This is a genomic window from Bacillus sp. ms-22 (genome assembly GCF_009759805.1).
Taxonomy (GTDB): Bacteria; Bacillota; Bacilli; order Bacillales; family Bacillaceae; genus Bacillus; species Bacillus xiamenensis.
In genome coordinates this window covers 1228814-1247873 of sequence record NZ_CP046653.1, presented here as the reverse complement: position 1 = coordinate 1247873, position 19060 = coordinate 1228814, and the positions used below count along the sequence as shown (strand labels likewise).

Genomic DNA, 19060 nt, shown 5'->3' with positions numbered 1-19060 from the left:
TTTAATAACAAAAACAACGACTATCCTCCTAAAAAATTTCTAATTTAAGAAATTTAAACTTAAATTTTCCATAAAAATTATACATCATCCACAAATTAACATCAACAGATTAATTTTTAACTTCATAAACATCGTATATCATGAAATTAGCTTTAAATTAAGAGAAAGTTTGTTGAAATTAAAAAAGCCAGCTTTAGGACATAAACAATGTACTTAAGCCGACTTTTTCTATTAATAAAATATTAAAAAAGATTATCCTTTTCGCGCAAGCTCTCTTTCTCTCAGCTCGACACGACGAATTTTCGCTGACGGTGTTTTTGGCAGCTCGTCAATGAATTCGATTTCTCTTGGATATTTGTAAGGTGCTGTTGTATTTTTCACGTGTGTTTGCAGCTCTGTAATAAGCTCATCACTTTGTGCTGACGCATCGCGCAATACAACGTACGCTTTCACAATTGAGCCTCTGATTTCATCTGGACTCGCTACGACAGCACATTCTTTTACTGCTGGGTGTTTGATAAGCGCATCTTCTACTTCAAACGGCCCAATCGTATAGCCTGAGCTAACAATGATGTCATCTCTGCGGCTTTCAAACCAGAAGTATCCGTCCTCGTCTTTTTTCGCACGGTCACCGGTAATAAAGTAATCCCCGCGGCGCTGCGCTTTTGTACGCTCTGGATCTTTATAGTATTCCTTAAATAAAGCCGGTGTTTCAAGATGTACCGCAATGTCACCAATTTCTCCTGGTGCGCAAATGCTGCCATTCTCATCAATGATGTCCACATCGTTGCCAGGGGTTGGTTTTCCCATACTGCCCGGCTTGATGTCCATTCCTTTTAATACGCCTACTAGCAGTGTGCTTTCTGTTTGGCCGTATCCATCTCGTACTTCTACATTGAAATGTTTTTTGAATGTATCAATGACTTCACGGTTTAGCGGCTCTCCCGCAGAAACAGCACTATGCAATTTCGGCAGCTCGTACTGACTAAGGTCATCCACTTTTGCCATAAATCGATATTCTGTTGGTGTACAGCATAGAACATTGATTTCATTTTTTTGAAGCAGCTCTAAGTACGTATTCGGATTAAATTTCCCTCCATACACAAAGCCTTCCGCTCCGCTTCCTAAAACAGATAAGAGAGGACTCCACACCCATTTTTGCCAGCCTGGTCCTGCTGTTGCCCATACTTTATCTCCTTCATTGATAGACAGCCACGCTTTAGCAGCTGTGCGTAAATGTGCATAAGCCCAGCCGTGTGTATGCACAACCCCTTTTGGGTTACCTGTTGTGCCTGATGTATAAGATAGAAACGCCATGTCTGTGCGTGTTGTTTCTGCCAATTTCAGTTCGTTTGATTGGTGTTCCTTTTGCGCCAAAATGTTTGTCCAGCCATGATCGTTCTCACCAATCGAGAATGTTTTGAAATCTTTTGGCTGATTGGTCCCGTCGAACGATTGAATGAAGGATGCGTAAACAATCGCTCCCTTTGCTTCTGCATGTTCCATTCGGTAATCTAAATCTTTCGCACGGAGCATTTCTGAGCAAGGAATCACAACCATTCCTGTTTTTAAAATCGCTAAATAAATGCTGTATGCCTCTAGCATGCGCGGCACCATTACAATGATTTTATCGCCTTTTTTAAAGCCTGCATTTAATAATACATGACCGATTTTATTGGCTTCTTCTATTAATGCTGCATACGTCACATGCGCTTCATGGCCGTTTCCGTCCTGCCAGTGCAGGGCCATTTTTTCCCGGTTATGACTGAATGCTTCAATCTCACTGACTAAGTTATATTGTTCTGGTGCAATTAAGTCTTCTCTTTTCATGGTACAGCTCCTTTTAGCCTCTTTCTATGAAACGAATCATGTTTCAATTTACCTATTCTAACACTCATATCTGAAAAATGCTTGAATTAGGACCTACTCCTAGTATTATGCCATAATTTTTTCATTTCGTCTTCCTTTTTAGAAATATTCTAACAATTTATATGTACAAAAAGAAAAGAGCGGGAATGATCCCGCTCATAAGCCATAGCTTTTTAATTGTGTGTCTTAGAAAGATCCGCCACCCATATGTTGTTGAGCGTAAGATACAAGACGCTTAGTGATTTCTCCACCAACTGATCCGTTAGCGCGAGCTGTTGTTTCTGGTCCAAGGTTTACACCAAATTCTGAAGCGATTTCATACTTCATTTGGTCGATCGCTTGTGCAGCGCCTGGAACGACTAATTGATTAGAACTGCTTTGTCTGTTTTGTTGAGCCATGTGTTCTCACCTCCTTGTGAATATAGAATGTGTAGAAACACATGACTTCATGCGATTGTTTTTATGGTAATTATTATGAAATTTTCATTTAAAATAAATCAGCGAATTCATCTGCCGCTTTCTTTTCATTCGTGACAACAATCGTTTCGATCTGCTCCACTGCTTCATCAAGCATTGGCTCGAAATCAGCAAAACTTTCATAGCGCTCTACTTTTTCAAGCTTTGGTTTCGTTTTCGGAGACGGCGGCGTAAAAATTGTACAGCAGTCCTCAAAAGGCTGAATGCTTGTATCATATGTGCCAATTCGTCTCGCTTCTTCGATAATGTCATTTTTATCAACTGCAATCAGCGGACGAATGATGGGGGTATTTGTTACATGATTAATGGCATACATGCTTTCGAGTGTCTGACTGGCCACTTGGCCAAGGCTTTCACCGGTAATGATTGCAAGCGCATCACGCTTCGCTCTTATTTTATCTGCTATTTTCAGCATCATTCTTCTCGTTGATGTCATTGTATAGTTTTCCGGCACTTGTTTGTGTATGAGCTCTTGGATTTTCGTAAAAGGAACAATGTGGAGCTTCACTTCGCCTCCATAGGCAGCCAAGCATTCTGCAAGATCAATGACCTTTTGCTTGGCACGTTCACTTGTATAAGGCGGGCTAAAGAAATGAACGGCTTCAATTTGAATGCCGCGTTTCATTGCTTGATAGCCGGCAACTGGGCTGTCAAAACCGCCTGAGAGCATAAGCATCGCTCTTCCGCTTGAACCCACAGGTAAACCGCCGGCACCCTTTACATCTTTAAATGTAATGTACGTCGCATGTTCCCTGATTTCAATTCGCAAATGAACATCTGGCTGCTTCACATTAACTGTTAAGTTTTCCGTATTCCTTAGAACATGTCCGCCAATTTCCCGGTTCATTTCATTTGAATCAAGCTCAAATTGTTTGTATGAACGTTTTGTTGTGACTTTAAATGTATTCCCCTTTTCGTACACTTCTTGCACAGCTGTCAGTGCTGCTTCTTTGATAGCATCCAAATTTGTCTCACATTTCACTGCAAGGCTAAAGCTTTGAATACCAAAAACACTTTTGAGATGCTCTGAAATTGGTTCAGGGTCTTCTCCGTTCAGCATGATTGTAATGCGGTCTCTATCAGATGCGTACTTGAGTCCTGCAAAATCTTTTAAGACAAAACGAATATGTTGTCTTAATTTTTCAATGAATTTCTTTCTATTCTTCCCTTTTGTTGAGATCTCACCAAAACGGACTAAAATATGATCATACTTCATCTTGTTATCTCATTCCTTTTAATTTTTTCACACTTTGTGCGATGGATGTGATGATACGTGGCGCCAGCTCTGGTCCTTGTCCATATGTCAAGCTGATTCTCATGCTGCTTCTAGCTGCCTCTTCTGATTTCCCCATAGCCAGAAGGACATGGCTTGGTTCTTTTTTCTTAGCAGAGCAAGCGGACGTTGTCGAAACGAAAATCCCCTCTTTTTCAAGCATGTGGAGTAAGACTTCAATTTGAATGCCTGGCACTGAAAAATTCACAATATGCGGTGCACTGTTCGTAAGCGGTGTGTTGAGGACAACACCTTCTATTTCTCCAAGCTGCTTTTGAAGCTGCGTTTTTAACGACTGCATCTCATCAAGATGCTTGTTCAAATGCTCAAATGAATGTTTCATGGCTTTTGCTAAGCTGACAGCTCCAGCCGGGTTTTCTGTGCCTGAACGGAGTCCAAGCTCCTGCTCTCCTCCTGTGATGAAAGGTGCGAGCACTGTCTCTTTCTTTAAAAAGAGTGCGCCTGTTCCCTTTAAGCCGTGAATCTTGTGGCCTGACATCGTCAAAAGATCAATATCCACCTCTTTAGGCAGGGGCACCTTGCCAATCCCCTGTACGCCATCAACATGAAAAAGCGCCTCTTTTGCATGCTCTCGAATGATGCTGGCCGCTTCTTCGATTGGCTGGACAGCGCCTGTTTCATTGTTTACATGCATCATACTGACCAGCACTGTATCAGGGCGAAGCACTTCTTTTAAATGAGTCATATCGGCATGTCCATGCTCATTTACTTGAACATAGGAGATATCAAAGCCAAATAACGTCCTCAGCTGCTCACATGACTCAATGACAGAGGGGTGCTCAATTGTGGTTGTGACAATGTGTCTGCCACGGTTCATCTTGGCGATAGCCGCCCCTTTAATGGCGATGTTGTTCGCTTCTGTTGCACCTGATGTAAAAATAATTTCATATTGCTTAAAGCCTGTATAGTGAAGCATTTGTTTGCGCGTTTCATTTAGCAGACGGCTTGCATCAATGCCAAGCTGATGAAGTGAGGACGGATTTCCAAAAAAACGCTCACTCACTTGCTGATACACCTTCAAAACTTCTGGGTAAGGCTTAGTTGTTGCACTATTATCAAGATAAATCATTGCGAAACTCCTTATCTTTCTCCATTTAAAGAACGTGAATCTCATTCCTTTTTTTTCAAAATAAAGCGGTGTATTGACAACTAGATCAATACACTATAACATGCATAGTGCCATTGTCATATTTCATTCTTAATTAACAGAATTTTTAAATATGACGGAAAAATAAAATAATAAGGGGGTCCTCTTATGAACAATAAGTTAAGTCAGTCAGACACATTAGCCATCGGCTTAATGCTGTTTGCACTCTTTTTCGGCGCAGGTAATATGATCTTTCCGCCTGTACTTGGACAATACGCAGGTGAAAACGTTTGGCTTGCGATTGGCGGTTTTTTACTGACAGGGGTAGGCCTGCCGCTCTTAGGCGTCATAGCCGTTGCCTTGACAGGAACAGGTGCCAAAGGACTTGCAGATAAAGCACATCCTACATTTGGTACAATTTTCACCGTCATTTTATATTTATCCATTGGGCCGTTTTTTGCGATCCCACGTACAGGAACTGTTTCTTATGAAATCGGACTGGCCCCGTTCCTTTCAGAAGCTCAGTCTGCATCATGGCTTCCGTTATTCTTGTTTTCGATTGCCTTTTTCGGAATTACCTATGCCCTTGCGTTAAATCCATCGAAACTTGTTGATCGAATCGGTAAAATTTTAACACCAATTTTACTCGCTGTCATTGCTTTAATTGTGATAAAAGCCATTGCAACACCGATGGGCGCAATTAGCAGTCCTCATCCTTCCTATGAAACAAGCCCGCTGTTTACAGGCTTCTTGGAAGGTTATAAAACAATGGACGCTCTTGCTTCAATCGTTTTTGGAATTGTCGTTGTCACGGCTGTTAAAGAACGCGGCATTACAGAGCGTAAGTCTCTTGCTGTGGCCTGTATTAAAGCTGGACTTGTGGCAGCTGCTGGACTCGCACTTGTGTACATATCACTTGCTTACGTTGGCGCATCAAGTCCTGATGCAACAGGTATGGTAGGATCAAATGATGGCGGGAAACTTCTTTCCCTAGCCGCTAACTTTTTATTTGGGTCTGCTGGAAATATTGTGCTGGGGGCGGCGATTTTATTTGCTTGTTTAACAACAAGTATTGGGCTCGTTTCTTCCTGCGGAGAATATTTCTCCACGCTATTTCCACGCCTTTCCTATCGAACCGTCATCTTCATCGTTTCTTTGTTTAGTACATTTGTAGCAAACCTTGGTCTGGCACAAATTATTTCACTATCTGTCCCAGTTCTTGTCGCAATTTATCCGTTAGCTATTGTGATCATTCTTTTATCGTTTCTCGATCGATGGATCAATGGAAGACGGATGATTTATATCATTTCCCTTATTTTCACTGGTATCTTTGCCGTCATCGACGGACTTGTGGAAGCAAAGATTCCGCTTGGTGGTTTACATGATTTGTTAGAAGATACTGTTCCTTTATACAGTCTTGGAATCGGCTGGGCCATTCCTGCCGTTATTGGAGCCATTGCCGGTCTTCTCATCTCCATATTCAAGAGTCCGCCTAAACAGCTTGCTTAACATCAGCGTCTCACATCCCCTTCCATCCTGTGAAGGGGATGTTTTTTTATCGTTCTCCATATACTAAAATAGAAAAATTCATGACTTTTGTATGAAAACACATGTTGACATCAGGCGTACATCCTTTATAATTAGTGAATGTTAATGATGTACGTTTATCTAGCAAACAATTAACAGAATATTTCAACATAATAATGGAGGCTTTACATTCAATGAAGGCAACTTTGTCGACGAAAGATACGGTTATCATAGGTTTTATGCTATTTGCTCTATTCTTCGGCGCCGGTAATATGATTTATCCACCAGAACTTGGGCAATATGCTGGACAAAATGTGTGGAGAGCAATGGGCGGATTTTTATTAACAGGTGTCGGTTTACCCCTTCTCGGGATTATTGCGATTGCTTTAACAGGACGCGATGCGAAAGGACTAGCTGATAAGGCTCACCCAGTGTTTGGAACAGCATTTACAGTCATTTTATATTTATCCATTGGACCGCTTTTCGCTATTCCTCGAACAGGAACCGTCTCTTATGAGATTGGGGCATTACCATTTTTATCAAGTGTGCCAGCTTGGCTTTCACTTCTTTTATTTACACTTGTCTTTTTTGGTATTACGTATTACCTTGCTTTAAACCCAACAAAGATTGTCGATCGAGTGGGGAAAGTTTTAACACCAATTAAATTTACCATCATTTTGATTATTATCGTCAAAGCGCTTTTAACGCCAATGGGTGTGATTGGCACACCAGATGTATCTTATAGCAATGGATCTTTCTTCAAAGGATTTCTTGAGGGCTATAAGACAATGGATGCTCTTGCTTCGATTGTCTTTGGAATTGTGGTCATCAATGCCATTAAAGGGCGCGGCGTGACAAGTAAAAAGGCACTTGCCTCTGCTTGTATCAAAGCTGGTCTGATTGCAGCATGCGGTTTAACATTTGTGTATTTATCACTTGCTTATTTAGGCGCTTCTAGTACACACGCGATTGGATTCGTTGGAGACGGCAGCAAAATCTTGGCTCAGTCTTCCCAATTCCTATTCGGCAGTCTAGGAAATATTGTGTTAGGTGCTGCCATTACAGTCGCATGTTTAACGACAAGTATCGGTCTTGTCACATCATGCGGGGAGTATTTCTCAAAGTTACTGCCTAAACTTTCATATAAAACGGTCGTAACGCTCGTCACATTATTTAGTTTCATCATTTCAAACTTTGGATTAGCTCATATTGTCGCTTTCTCTGTTCCTGTATTAACAGCGATTTATCCGCTTGCGATTGTGATTATTGTGTTATCACTTGCTGATAAATGGCTTGGACATAGAAGACCTGTCTATGTTCTCTCTTTAATCTTAACAGGCTGCGTCAGCTTATTTGACGGTTTAGCCGCAGCGAACCTCCCAATCGGTCCAGTGAAAGACATCTTTAAAGCCGTACTGCCATTTTATGACCTTGGCATTGGCTGGATTGTTCCTGCTTTACTTGGAGTCATCGCCGGGTTCGTCATTTCTCTTTTCACTTCTTCTGCTTCAGAAGAACAACAGAAACAAGCTTCATAATTTGAAAAAAGCTGAAGTCCTAAAAATGGACTTCAGCTTTTTTATTGGTGCTGGTATTCTTTTTCTTGCTTCGCTAAAAGTTTGTGGACGGCTCCAGGTGATGCTTTTTCAACAGCCGCTGCTGCCACATCAAATGAACCGTTATAATCATAGGCATAAAATCTTCGTTCTGCTTCTTTTAATTGCTCTGACAAGATATGATTTTGACTTCTGAACCGGTTGCCGTATTGAATGATCCGTTCAATTTGATCCACTTTACTGAGCATTTCTTGCGTCTCATGAGCGACACTTCTCACTGTTTCAGAGGCTTCTTTTAATTGTTGGTTCACTGCCGGCATATTCAAAGGCAGGTTCTCAAGCTGCTCATGCACTTGCTGAATCATCTCCTGCGCTTTTTCAGCACGTTCTTTGATGTCAGCAGGTACGCCTGGAATATTGCTTTTATGCAGCTGTCGTACTGTATCTGTCAGCAGTGTTTTAAGTTCAGTCAGTGTTTCTCTCGCCTGCAGTTCTTCTTTTCGTAACGATTGAAGATGATCTTTAAACGATTCATGCAAGGCTTTTGCTTCCTCGATAAAGGTCTCGAGCTGATCTATTTCAGTCATTAATAAAGAATATGCCACATGATCACGATCGAGTTTCTCACGTATTTGCTTCATGAGCTTTTCAATTTCTTCTAAGCGTTTCTCAAAAGCTTTCTGCTGATCAAGCTCTCCTGCTGTCAGCTTGTAGCTTTCTTTCACAAGGGCTGTTTCTGCCTTTGTTTGCGTATGATCCTGTTCAAGCTTTTGGAATGCTTCCTCAAGCTCAGGCATCTTGCTTTTTATTTCCTGACCTGCTTCTACTTCTGCTTCCAGCTGATCATACAATGTCTGAATCGCATCATCGATCAATTGCAGAATGCTGGATGCTTCATCTAAATTGAGTTCATCAATGAGTAATTTTTCTGCTCGAGTCAGCTGTTTATTTAAATTATCCAGTTCTTTTGTGATTTGGATGTGCTCCAGTTTGTAGCCTTTGTCTGTCATTTCTTTATAACCGTCTTTCAGCTTCGTCAGCTGACCTGGTACAGTTTGTTTGCAGTCTGCGATGAGCTTCGGTACATCATTGATATATAATTGCAGCTGATCGAGTCTGCGGTCTTGCTCAAGCAAAATTTTTCTTGCTGTCATGTAGTTTCCGTTTTCTGTCTCTTCTTCATACTGCTTGATCCCTTCCCAGGCCTCATCTAAGTCCTGCTCCATTTTGTCATAAAGGGTGCCATATAAATGGCTGTATGCAAGCAGATTTTTTCGAACGGTTTGGTATTGCTCTTTGACCTTTTCAATGTCTTTGCGGTTTTGCTCCTCGCTTGTGACAAGGTCTGCAATCTCTTTTAAAATGTCTTCAATGTTCGAATCAGCAGCTGCCAGCAAATCCCCAATATGTGCCAGGACTTGCTTAGCTTTGGAGAATCGATATTTATCAGAATACTCCTCTGCATCATATAATAGCTCCTCTACCTTTGGAAGATGGGCTGTGACGATATCGTCCCACTCTGCACGCCACCTTTCAAAAAACTGCTCTGTTTCTCCGGTCATTTTTAAATGTTTGATTTTTGAAATTTCTTCTACAATTGATCTGTTTAAAATTTCAATTTTCCATGCTTCCAATCGGTCAATCTCTTTATATATATTTTTTCGAAGGAAGTAACCGACTGAAAACAAAGCAAGCAAAATGACAATTAAACCGATGATTAACTCCATAATGAGCCCCCTTGTTGTGATCTAAGTGATGTCAGGGTAAAAGTGTCCCGAATAGACCTGAGAACCCTTTCGTGTCCGCTTTGCATTTGCTTTTTATAAGCAGGATCGTATGTTTTCCAAGACGATCCATTCACGGTTTTATGTATGTTTTTTCAAGAAAGTCATTCAGCGCTTTCTATCATTTGATCACACGTCTCAATGTGACCTGCTTTTATGTATGCGGAAGCTGTCGTTTTCATTGTTATTATGATACCATGTAACCAACATTTTTGGTCATGATTTTTCATTATTTTCACTGATCAACATCACGTTTTTCAAAATATCGACAAGAGGTGACGACATGCTGAAACAAGATGCACATCTACATACTCCGTTTTGCCCGCACGGGACGCTTGATCCTTTTCATTCTTATATTGAAAAAGCAATGAAAAAGGGATTTGATTCCATCACCTTTACCGAGCATGCTCCGCTGCCACCTTCGTTTCGCGATCCAACACCTGAGCAGGATAGCGCCATGAAGCTTCAAGACCTTGAAGCGTATTTGACGAAGCTGGATCAGCTGAAACAGGAATACAAAGGACAATTAATAGTAAAAACTGGGCTTGAGGTCGACTATATCAGAGAGTATGAACAGGAAACAAGTGCCTTTTTAGACTGCTACGGTCCTGAACTAGACGATAGTATTTTGTCTGTTCACTTTCTTCCTGCTGGCGATGATTATATTTGTCTTGATTTTGACGAGCATGCCTTCAAGCAGCTGATCAGCATTTATGGCAGTATCGAGCAGGTCTACGAAAGCTACTATGACCAAATTCATTCTTCTATTCTATCATCTTTAGGTCACTATAAGCCAAAGAGAATCGGTCATATCACCCTTGTCCAGAAATTCAAACAGCTTTTTCCATATGAGATGCCGCCTGAACTACGTCAAAAGGTCACCCTTTGCCTTGAAGAAACGGCAAAAAAAGGCATGTCCTTAGATTTTAATACATCAGGTCTTCGTAAGACATATGCCAGAAGTATCTATTTGGAGCAATGGATGATTGATTTCGCAAAACAGAAAAAAATTCCGCTCATATTTGGGTCTGATGCCCATCAAGCGGAAGATCTCGGGTATGCGTATGATCAGTTTGAAGACATGATCAGTTTCAGGTGAGTATCCAGTGCCGGCTCTTTCGGCTCTAGTAAATGATGGAGTGAGCGGCTTAGTTCCTTAAAGTACGTTTGATAAAAATAAGGCTCACTTGGATTGATATAGAGCACCTCCGCTAAATATTGAGGCTGTAAATACGGCATCATCAGAAGCGATTTCAGCTGAATCATGAAAGAGGAGAGTGAAAGCTGCTCACAAATCACGTGGGTTTTTTTCCCTTTTTCAATGATCAGTTGAAACAAGTATTTTTCTTTTGTTAAATAGGTCGACATGATTTCCCTAATGAGCGTCGAATCAATGGTCACTTCTCGATAAACGAAACGGGTTAATTGACGGTTTTCATGCTGATAAGATAAAATATCAAAAACCACATGAAGTAAACATTCTTTTGCGTGACGGGTTTCCATGTGCTGGATGTGCGATTCAATCATGTGAATATAGCCTTCATAAAAATCGGAGACGAGCTGCTCTAGCAGTCCTCCTTTTCCTTGAAAGTAATAAGATATATGGGCAACGTTGACGTTTGCTTCTTTCGCAATCTCACGGACAGAGGTACCAGAAAATCCTTTTTGGTTAAAAAGTCTGATGGCAGCTTCAATAATGCGGTCTTTTGTTTGCACGTTTGTTGATGTTTTCATCCGCTCACCCCTCTTCATGTGTACATACTTCAAGATGAAGGCAGAAGTTCCTTTTACAATTGCTCGACAAATCCCACATGCAAAACGCAAGTTATGTATTTTTGAGATAGAAAGTAGGAGATTTTCATGTTTCATGTCGAAAAACAGTCTGGCGATCCATCGAAAGACTATCAATTACTGATTAAACAAGTAGAAGCGATCACAGTCGGCGAACCAGACCTGATTGCCAACTTAGCAAATGCTGCGGCGTTATTGTATCACTCACTTCCTGAAGTGAACTGGGCAGGATTTTATTTGGCAAAGGGTGGCGAACTTGTACTTGGACCGTTTAACGGACTGCCTGCTTGTGTGCGCATTCCTTCTGGAAAAGGCGTTTGCGGCACCGCATTTGCGACAGGTGATGTGCAGCGTATCGCTGATGTGCATGCATTCCCTGGTCATATTGCATGTGATGCAGCATCGCAGTCTGAAATTGTGATCCCGCTTAAAGTAAATGGACAAATCATTGGGGTACTCGATATTGACAGTCCAGTGAAAGACCGCTTTAGTGAAGTAGATGAGACCTACTTAATTCAATTTACAGAGGTTCTCCAACAGGCGTTATCCGTCTCTACGGATGCGGAATGATGCAGGAAAAGCAGGCAGATTGTCTGCTTTTTTGTTTTGCTTTCTTCCTCGATGAATGCCGACCAGGTTTGACATTCTCCTCTTTAAATAGGTTGACTTCTCCTATCCAGCATCATATAATAGAGTTTGTGTGAAATATGGCAGCCTTTTTGTTCGGCTTTTTTGTATCATTTTGTTCCTTCTATATGGAGGTGCATCTTGTAACTCCCTGCTGCTGGAGCGAGGATGCATGAAAACATAATGACAGAAAAGACAAAGAGCAGACGGTTTTTATTTTTCACAAATAAAAACAATAAGGAGGAGTCACATTATGGCTCGCTATACAGGTCCAAGTTGGAAGATTTCCCGCCGTTTAGGCATTTCATTAAGCGGAACAGGTAAGGAACTTGAAAAACGCCCTTACGCTCCAGGCCCACATGGTCCAGGACAACGCAAAAAACTATCTGAATACGGTTTACAATTACAGGAAAAGCAAAAGCTTCGTCACATGTACGGTGTCAACGAACGTCAATTCCGTACACTATTTGACAGAGCGGCTAAACTTCCTGGTAAACAAGGTGAAAACTTCATGATCCTTCTTGAAACTCGCCTTGACAACCTAGTATACCGTCTTGGCCTTGCTCGTACGCGCCGCCAAGCTCGTCAGCTAGTAAACCATGGCCACATCCTTGTTGATGGAAGCCGTGTAGACATCCCATCTTTCTCTGTGAAACCAGGTCAAACGATTTCTCTTCGTGAAAAATCTCAAAACCTTGCAGTTGTGAAAGAATCAGTTGAAGTAAACAACTTCGTTCCTGAATACCTTTCTTTCGATGCTGAAAAACTTGAAGGAACTTTCACTCGTCTTCCAGAGCGTTCTGAATTAGCGCCTGAAATCAGCGAACAACTAATCGTTGAGTTCTACTCTCGTTAATTTCATGACTCTCTCAAAGAGTGAGCAAACAAACCCTAGAGACCTTGATTGTTCAAGGATGTCTAGGGTTTTTTGTTTGCGTTCCACCATGACCTAACACCTACAAGATGAAAGCGAATGTATGACAGTGTGTAACAACATCCTTATCCAAAACCTTTCTTCGCAGCATCACCACCATCTCCGCTTCACTATGTGATGGTCATTCCCACATACAAATATTTAGCTGCAATTTGTCTATTGGTACAATGATGATAGATGAAATAAAAAAAGCACCGACGTCTTATCATCTTCTTCTATAGCACTTAGCTGGAGGAATGCCATGTTTTTTATATTAGTCATGATTCTCATTCTCTTCGCCTTGTCTATTTTCGCTTATTCTCTTTTAAGAAAAAAACAGATCATAGATGCACCACCAAATGTATTGGCTGCGATGTTGTTCATCTTACTGATCTTTATTTCTCTCTGTTTTGTGATCACAGTTCCAAGTGTCATGCTGTGCATAGTGGCTTTAGGGGGAAACTTTCTTTTTGGAGAATATATAACATATGATTCATCTTTTTCATTGATCTCGTTCTCTTTGTTAGTAGGTGTGATAGTGGTTTTTTTGTCACCTTTTCTTCTATTCATAGGCAAAGGGCTGGCCTATTTACTCAAACTCCCTGCATGGCTGACTTCTGCTTTGGAGTGGATCATTTCTTGGATCGTTTTACATCTCTCTATCAAGTATGTCCTTCACATAAAACTAGTGAATGTATCCATATGGGGACACGGCACATTAATTTTATCTTTCTTTGTCAGCTTTTTATTTATTGGAATTGATCTCATATATTCAGGGATGAAACAGCGAAAACCACCGATGGATGAACATGCTTAATGGCTTATAACAAAAAAGCGCCTAGATATGATTCTAGGTGCTTTCGCTTGTCCACTTTGTCATCAGCTGTTCTGCTGTCAGGACTGTCGCAAATTCCTCATGCAGTGTTGCAAGTGAGAGGCGATGGATCGTTTCTGGGTCATAATATGTACCAGTTTGATCTGTGAGTCCAAAGGCAGCTACTGCATCCGAAATGAGGTATGTATCAAAGCCTAGGTTTCCACTCATTCTTGTTGTGGTAGATACGCAGTGCGGTGTTGTGAGTCCAGCGATCACGACCGTATCAATCTGGTTTGATCTTAACTGTTCCTCTAAGTTTGTACCTATAAAGCTGCTGTTGACTTTCTTACGTATGACCATTTCTTCATCTAGCGGTTTGGCGATTTCTTTGAAGAGATGCCCTTCATTTGCCGGATGAAATACGGAGTTCGGCTTGTCAGATGTATGCTGAATATGAATGACTGTCCAGCCTTTTTTTCTCCAAAACGTCAATAGACGATTGATATTCTTCTCTGCATCTAGATTATTCCGTTCTCCCCATTTTTCGTGCTCGAACGCCTTCTGTACGTCCACAATAATCAAAGCCTTTTGATTCTTTTGCACAAACGCCCACCCCCGATGATTGTTATTCACTATATGTAGTGTAAAGAATGGTGGTTGATTTGTACATGTTTTTATTCGGCTATGTACGCTGTTTTGTCTGTTTTTGCAGCAAAAAGATAAACCACACACTGGCCATGATGTCATAGATGCTAATGATCGATGTACAGTTAGACATGACCTCTCCCCACTGCACTGATTTGACGATTTTCATCCAGATGAAATAAATGATCAGAAATGAGCACGGAAAATAGAGAAAATAGCCTAATTTGAGTTTTTGCGTCATTTAAAACTCCTTATCAAGATTATCTTAATTCATCATCCAAAGGAACAATCACTTCGTCTAACAATCTTCTCCACGCTCGTTTCATTTCGGGTCCGTATTTTAATGGTTTCGCATCTGGGTGAATCGCTTTGTATTGATCAAATTGTTTACTATCAATGATGTTCCCAATATTCGGAATAGGATCAGTTCCTATCATGTATTGAATAGACGATAAATGGAGTTCGTTCTCATCCACAAACCATGTTTCAGCAAATTCTTGTATATAGAAATTTTTCGTTTTTGTAAAGAATTTTCGTTTGACTACTAAGATGTCTTCATCTAGATTCACCTGTTTATTATCCATTTCATTGAGGATCGCACGATAAACCTCTTTTACCACTTCAGCTTTTTTCAATTTTTGAAGTGCCTTTTCGATTTCTTGACGGATATCATGATTATTGGCAGAGTAATTTCCTAACAGTTGATCAATAAAGGCAGAGTCAATGTCGTATAGCTTAACAGAATTCTCACCATAAAATTCAATTTCCGAGAAGTTTGGTGTCTCCTCTTCTTTCGTTCCATCTTCTACTAGTGAACCTTTGATTGTATTGTATATCCCGATATTTTCTTCAATCGTCATCACTTGTTCTCGCAAGGCTTTCGATGCTTCCATATCATCGTTGTAATTGTCATACGTCACGAGAGCTTCATAAGCATTACTCAGCTCTTGGAATGCTTTAACAAATTCAACACGTTCCTCTACTGGCGAATGCTCGTCCAATTCAGAAAGATTGATATCAAGTGACTTTAAGGTTTTATGTGCCTTTTTAAATCGTTTCAATGATTCTTCATAAGTTGGATAAACAAGATTCGTTTCTTCCTGTTCGTTAGAGTATGTCTTGGTCGCTTCCTCTACATTCCACTCCATCGTCCACGGCTTTCTAAACGTCATGATGAGCCCTTTTGTTTTACCAGGATATGTACGATTTGTTCGCGAGAAAGCTTGAATTAAACCCGCATACTCTAAGAGTCGATCCACAAAAAGAGTTTGTATGGTCGGTGCATCAAAGCCAGTTAAAAGGCGATCAACCACAATCACTAAATCTATATGCTTACCAAATTGTTTAAACTCCGCTTTTTTTCGGGCTAATCTGTTGTTAATGTCCCCATTATACCGCTCAATATCTTGAATCGACCAAGCGGTATCATAAGATTGATTATAGTCTTTGATGATGTTTATCATATCTTCTTGATCTAGTTTTGAAGTTTCTTCATTATCATTTAATGAGTAGGTGATCGCGATTCTAGGAAAATCCTTATCTTCTATCGTTCGCCCTTTACGAATCGGATGACCTTCAAACTCTTTTGCCATCCAATCAGGATCTTTCGTCATCCTTTTTATCGCATCATAATATCGTTTGGCCATCGCAATAGAGTTTGTTGTCAAAATAGCGGACTTTTGCGGTCGTCCGTTTTTGAAATCAAACTTTGTATAAGCATTATCCGGTCGAAATATCTTATGGATGACCTTTTGAATATGCTCATCACTTTCATAGATAGTCGATGGCAAATGGGATTCCTTCTCTATCCCATCCATTTGATCAATATACGTATTTAATTCATCATCACTAAGATGAGCGTATTTGTCATTTTGACGAAGCCGAGAAAAAATATGATTGCTAAGAGAGTTTGGTTCAATCGTATCTTCATGTTCTACTTGGAATCCTAGAACTGCACCATCATCTAAGGCGTTTTTAATCGTATATGTATGAAGCTCTTCACCGTATTGATCACGAGTCGTACGTGCTAACTGCCCTTTTGGTTGTTTTTTATTAACATCGAAAATAGGTGTTCCAGTAAAACCAAACCAAGTAGAATTAGGGAACGTTTTCTTCACAGACTCCATGCCCTCCGCACTTAATGCTCGATGGCATTCATCAACGACAAAGACAATATGTTGACCGATCAGTTTTTGAAATCGGTTCTTACCATCCTGCTCTTCTTGTTTTTTTGCATAATTGATAGCCTTCTCTAGTTTCTGACGAGTCGTAATAATAATGGTATTTGAATTGGCATCCGCTAATAATGTCTCACTCAGTTCTTTTGCACTGCCAGTTCCAACGATTAAACTATTAGACTTTGCCTTACCTGAAGAGATACCTGTATTAAATTCAGACGCAAACCTTGTGAATTCTGTCGTTGTTTGATTGTCTAAATCTTTTCGATCAATGAGCATAATCGTTCGGTCAACGCCTGGTTTCCTTGCTAATAATTTGGTTGCAACGAAACTCGTTAATGTCTTCCCTGAACCTGTTGCATGCCATACATATCCAGATTCATGTTTCATCGCTGCCGTGAACAATGCTTCAATTGCGTGTATTTGATATGGATGTAAAACCATTAACGCTTTTTGATCATTTTCTTCGCTCACAACGGTATATTGAGCGATCAGTCGATGTGCATTTGGAATTCTAAGTACTTGTTTCACAAATTCATAGAGGTCGTTCACTTTTCGGTTATCTTTTGTCCGCCAACTAAAAACAAACTTCTTATGCATATCTTTTGGCAGAGCATTGGCAAAATAACGAGTCGTTTGTTCATTCGAAATGACAAATAACTGAAGAGTGGAAAAAATATTATTACGAAATAGCCCTTCCTCTGCATACTTCTTCACTTGATTGTATGCTTGAAACACCCCATCTTTTGCCGTAACTTTTTTCAATTCAATTTGCACAATGGGTAACCCATTGATTAATAACGTCACATCAAAACGCCTGTCACGTTCGTCAATGTTCGCTCTTTTTTTCGCAATTTGATGAACAACCTCATATGTAGAAATGCCCCCACCGATATCATGATTTGAATAAAGAACGAGTGACATCGAACCTAGGGACACATCATCTCGTTCAATTGTAATGCGAGCAATTCCATTTTCACCTTTTAGCCACCTTGCTGCATCAAAAGGTGTTTGCGTTTTATTTAAAATTTCCGTTTTAATTTTATCAAATTCCTTATCAGAAATCGGATGTTCCCCAATTTCTGATAAGTTGTTTTGTGTGATGATCTTTCGTAAGTTCTGCCATAAGTCGGATTCTGATTTTAAATCCGGACGATAGTTCCATTGATTATGTCCTTCACCCATTACCTCAATTAACTGACGTTCTATTTCTGTTTCATCTCTATATTCATTCTTCCCCATTTTATTTCCCCCTTTTGCTTAGACAAACATCTTTTGTAAAAAGGCTTTTTTAGTTTGCTCTAGAATATCTAGTTCTTTTTCTTTTAAAGTAATTGTTTCGTCTAATTTCATGAAAAAATCCCCAATTTTAGTTTGTTCATCCATAGATGGATACACATATTCAAACTTCAGTATATTTGTGAGGCTAATTCCAAACACTTTCATACCTGTACCTACTCTATAACCATGTTTTCTAAAGGGGTGAGAGTTTATTAAATAATATAAAAACAAAGAGTTAACTTGTTTTGGCTTAGGTCGTAAAGCTATAGTGTGTAATCCAGCCACTAATTTATAAGGAATATCATCATTAACTATTGCAGGAGTTGCTATTCCTTGATAATCCTCAGATGCATCTGCTAGTACTAAATCACCCTTTTTCAACAGCTCAAAGTCACCTACTTGAATATTAGGTAGTTCATTTTTCCTCCCCACAATATTCGCAACTTTTTTATGAATATCACCATAATGGATGTAACGATATCCGGTATCTTTAAGCGTCTCTATGTCACGAGAAAGTGAGTATGATTTTACTCTATCCACAAGAGAAATTAATCTACTCTCTCTCCACTCCCCACTAAACCCAGTAAAACGAATTTCAGGTTCAGATTCTCCTTCTTTTGGAAAAATTTTTTGTAAAAATCCTTGTTTTGTTTGTTTTAAGGCGTTTAGTTCTTGTTTTTGAATAGCAATTGTTTCGTCTAGTTGTTTGAAGAAGTTGCCTAATTTAATACGTTCATTTAGTTGAGGGATAAACAACTCCATTTTACCTAACTTTTTACCTGATATTTCTAAAAAAGTAGAACCAGATGCATTTTTCAATGCATATTCTTTTATTTTTTTCCCTAACGAATATAAAAAATAGACATCATTTTCATCATTCACTACTAAAGATTGAAATCCTTGATTTGTTGCTCCTTCCTTTTTTAATATAGCCATATTCCCAATTCCAGCGCGTGAAGTGAATAAAATCGTTTTATTTGCAGGTAAAATTCTCGCTGAACTTTTTTTCAATCCAAGTTCTGTTATATTCCTTTTACTATCACTCACATATATTTCATTACCAATTTCCGCAGGTGAATACCAATTAATATCTCCATCCCAGTATTCAGGGACATTTGTACTCGGTGTTCCACCACCAATTATTTCTACCATTTCACTTAACCTTGTCTTTCCCCATTCCCCTCCAAATCCAGGAAAACGAACTTCTGGCACTCT

The 19060-nt window shown here is 39.9% G+C and carries 16 protein-coding genes; 6 read left to right on the top strand and 10 right to left on the bottom strand.

Translation table 11 applies throughout. The features are described 5' to 3' along the window. Positions 1–252 precede the first annotated feature (252 nt). The 4 genes from mbcS to GPA07_RS06525 all read right to left on the bottom strand — a co-directional run bounded on the left by mbcS (position 253) and on the right by GPA07_RS06525 (position 4709). Positions 253–1830, bottom strand: a complete 1578-nt coding sequence (mbcS, locus tag GPA07_RS06540; RefSeq protein ID WP_157292225.1) for an acyl-CoA synthetase MbcS — start codon at positions 1828–1830, stop codon at positions 253–255. A gap of 225 nt (positions 1831–2055) precedes the next feature. Beyond that, entirely contained in the window at positions 2056–2268 is a 213-nt protein-coding gene (locus GPA07_RS06535; RefSeq protein ID WP_003216385.1) for an alpha/beta-type small acid-soluble spore protein, read from the bottom strand. 88 nt (positions 2269–2356) lie between these two features. Beyond that, on the bottom strand, positions 2357–3562 hold the full coding sequence (thiI, locus tag GPA07_RS06530) for a tRNA uracil 4-sulfurtransferase ThiI (RefSeq protein ID WP_157292224.1): 1206 nt from the start codon (positions 3560–3562) through the stop codon (positions 2357–2359). Positions 3563–3566: 4 nt separating this feature from the next. Next, complete coding sequence (locus tag GPA07_RS06525; protein WP_157292223.1) at positions 3567–4709, bottom strand: cysteine desulfurase family protein; 1143 nt, start codon at positions 4707–4709, stop codon at positions 3567–3569. Positions 4710–4895: 186 nt separating this feature from the next. Here GPA07_RS06525 and brnQ (GPA07_RS06520) point away from each other — a divergent pair, with 186 nt between their 5' ends. Together brnQ (GPA07_RS06520) and brnQ (GPA07_RS06515) are read left to right on the top strand one after the other, a co-directional pair. After that, entirely contained in the window at positions 4896–6236 is a 1341-nt protein-coding gene (brnQ, locus tag GPA07_RS06520) for a branched-chain amino acid transport system II carrier protein (protein WP_008356333.1), read from the top strand. Between the two features lie 212 nt (positions 6237–6448). Beyond that, a complete protein-coding gene (gene brnQ / locus GPA07_RS06515; RefSeq protein ID WP_008356335.1) occupies positions 6449–7792 on the top strand; it encodes a branched-chain amino acid transport system II carrier protein in 1344 nt (447 codons plus the stop codon). 41 nt (positions 7793–7833) lie between these two features. Here the strand turns inward: brnQ (GPA07_RS06515) and ezrA are convergent, their stop codons facing one another. Next, a complete protein-coding gene (ezrA, locus tag GPA07_RS06510; RefSeq protein WP_157292222.1) occupies positions 7834–9537 on the bottom strand; it encodes a septation ring formation regulator EzrA in 1704 nt (567 codons plus the stop codon). A 340-nt stretch (positions 9538–9877) separates the two neighbouring features. Here ezrA and hisJ point away from each other — a divergent pair, with 340 nt between their 5' ends. Continuing rightward, on the top strand, positions 9878–10693 hold the full coding sequence (gene hisJ / locus GPA07_RS06505; protein ID WP_008356339.1) for a histidinol-phosphatase HisJ: 816 nt from the start codon (positions 9878–9880) through the stop codon (positions 10691–10693). On the opposite strand, the gene refZ is transcribed toward hisJ, so the two are convergent. Further along, entirely contained in the window at positions 10663–11328 is a 666-nt protein-coding gene (gene refZ, locus GPA07_RS06500) for a forespore capture DNA-binding protein RefZ (RefSeq protein ID WP_157292221.1), read from the bottom strand. The genes hisJ and refZ overlap by 31 nt on opposite strands. Positions 11329–11454: 126 nt before the next feature. Here refZ and GPA07_RS06495 point away from each other — a divergent pair, with 126 nt between their 5' ends. From GPA07_RS06495 to GPA07_RS06485, 3 genes are all read left to right on the top strand, one after another. Then, the gene (locus GPA07_RS06495; RefSeq protein WP_157292220.1) at positions 11455–11955 is read left to right on the top strand and encodes a GAF domain-containing protein; all 501 of its coding nucleotides are present in this window, start codon (positions 11455–11457) and stop codon (positions 11953–11955) included. Positions 11956–12265: 310 nt separating this feature from the next. Then, entirely contained in the window at positions 12266–12868 is a 603-nt protein-coding gene (gene rpsD / locus GPA07_RS06490) for a 30S ribosomal protein S4 (protein ID WP_008356344.1), read from the top strand. A gap of 319 nt (positions 12869–13187) precedes the next feature. After that, entirely contained in the window at positions 13188–13742 is a 555-nt protein-coding gene (locus GPA07_RS06485; RefSeq protein WP_157292219.1) for a hypothetical protein, read from the top strand. A 33-nt stretch (positions 13743–13775) separates the two neighbouring features. Here GPA07_RS06485 and GPA07_RS06480 read toward each other — a convergent pair whose 3' ends face one another. From GPA07_RS06480 to GPA07_RS18810, 4 genes are all read right to left on the bottom strand, one after another. Next, positions 13776–14345, bottom strand: a complete 570-nt coding sequence (locus GPA07_RS06480) for a cysteine hydrolase family protein (protein WP_008356348.1) — start codon at positions 14343–14345, stop codon at positions 13776–13778. A 79-nt stretch (positions 14346–14424) separates the two neighbouring features. Then, positions 14425–14628, bottom strand: a complete 204-nt coding sequence (locus GPA07_RS06475) for a hypothetical protein (RefSeq protein WP_157292218.1) — start codon at positions 14626–14628, stop codon at positions 14425–14427. A gap of 19 nt (positions 14629–14647) precedes the next feature. Further along, on the bottom strand, positions 14648–17806 hold the full coding sequence (locus tag GPA07_RS06470) for a type I restriction endonuclease subunit R (RefSeq protein ID WP_157292217.1): 3159 nt from the start codon (positions 17804–17806) through the stop codon (positions 14648–14650). A gap of 18 nt (positions 17807–17824) precedes the next feature. Beyond that, positions 17825–19057, bottom strand: coding sequence for a restriction endonuclease subunit S (locus tag GPA07_RS18810; RefSeq protein ID WP_232532118.1), 1233 nt, complete (start codon positions 19055–19057; stop codon positions 17825–17827). Positions 19058–19060 lie beyond the last annotated feature (3 nt).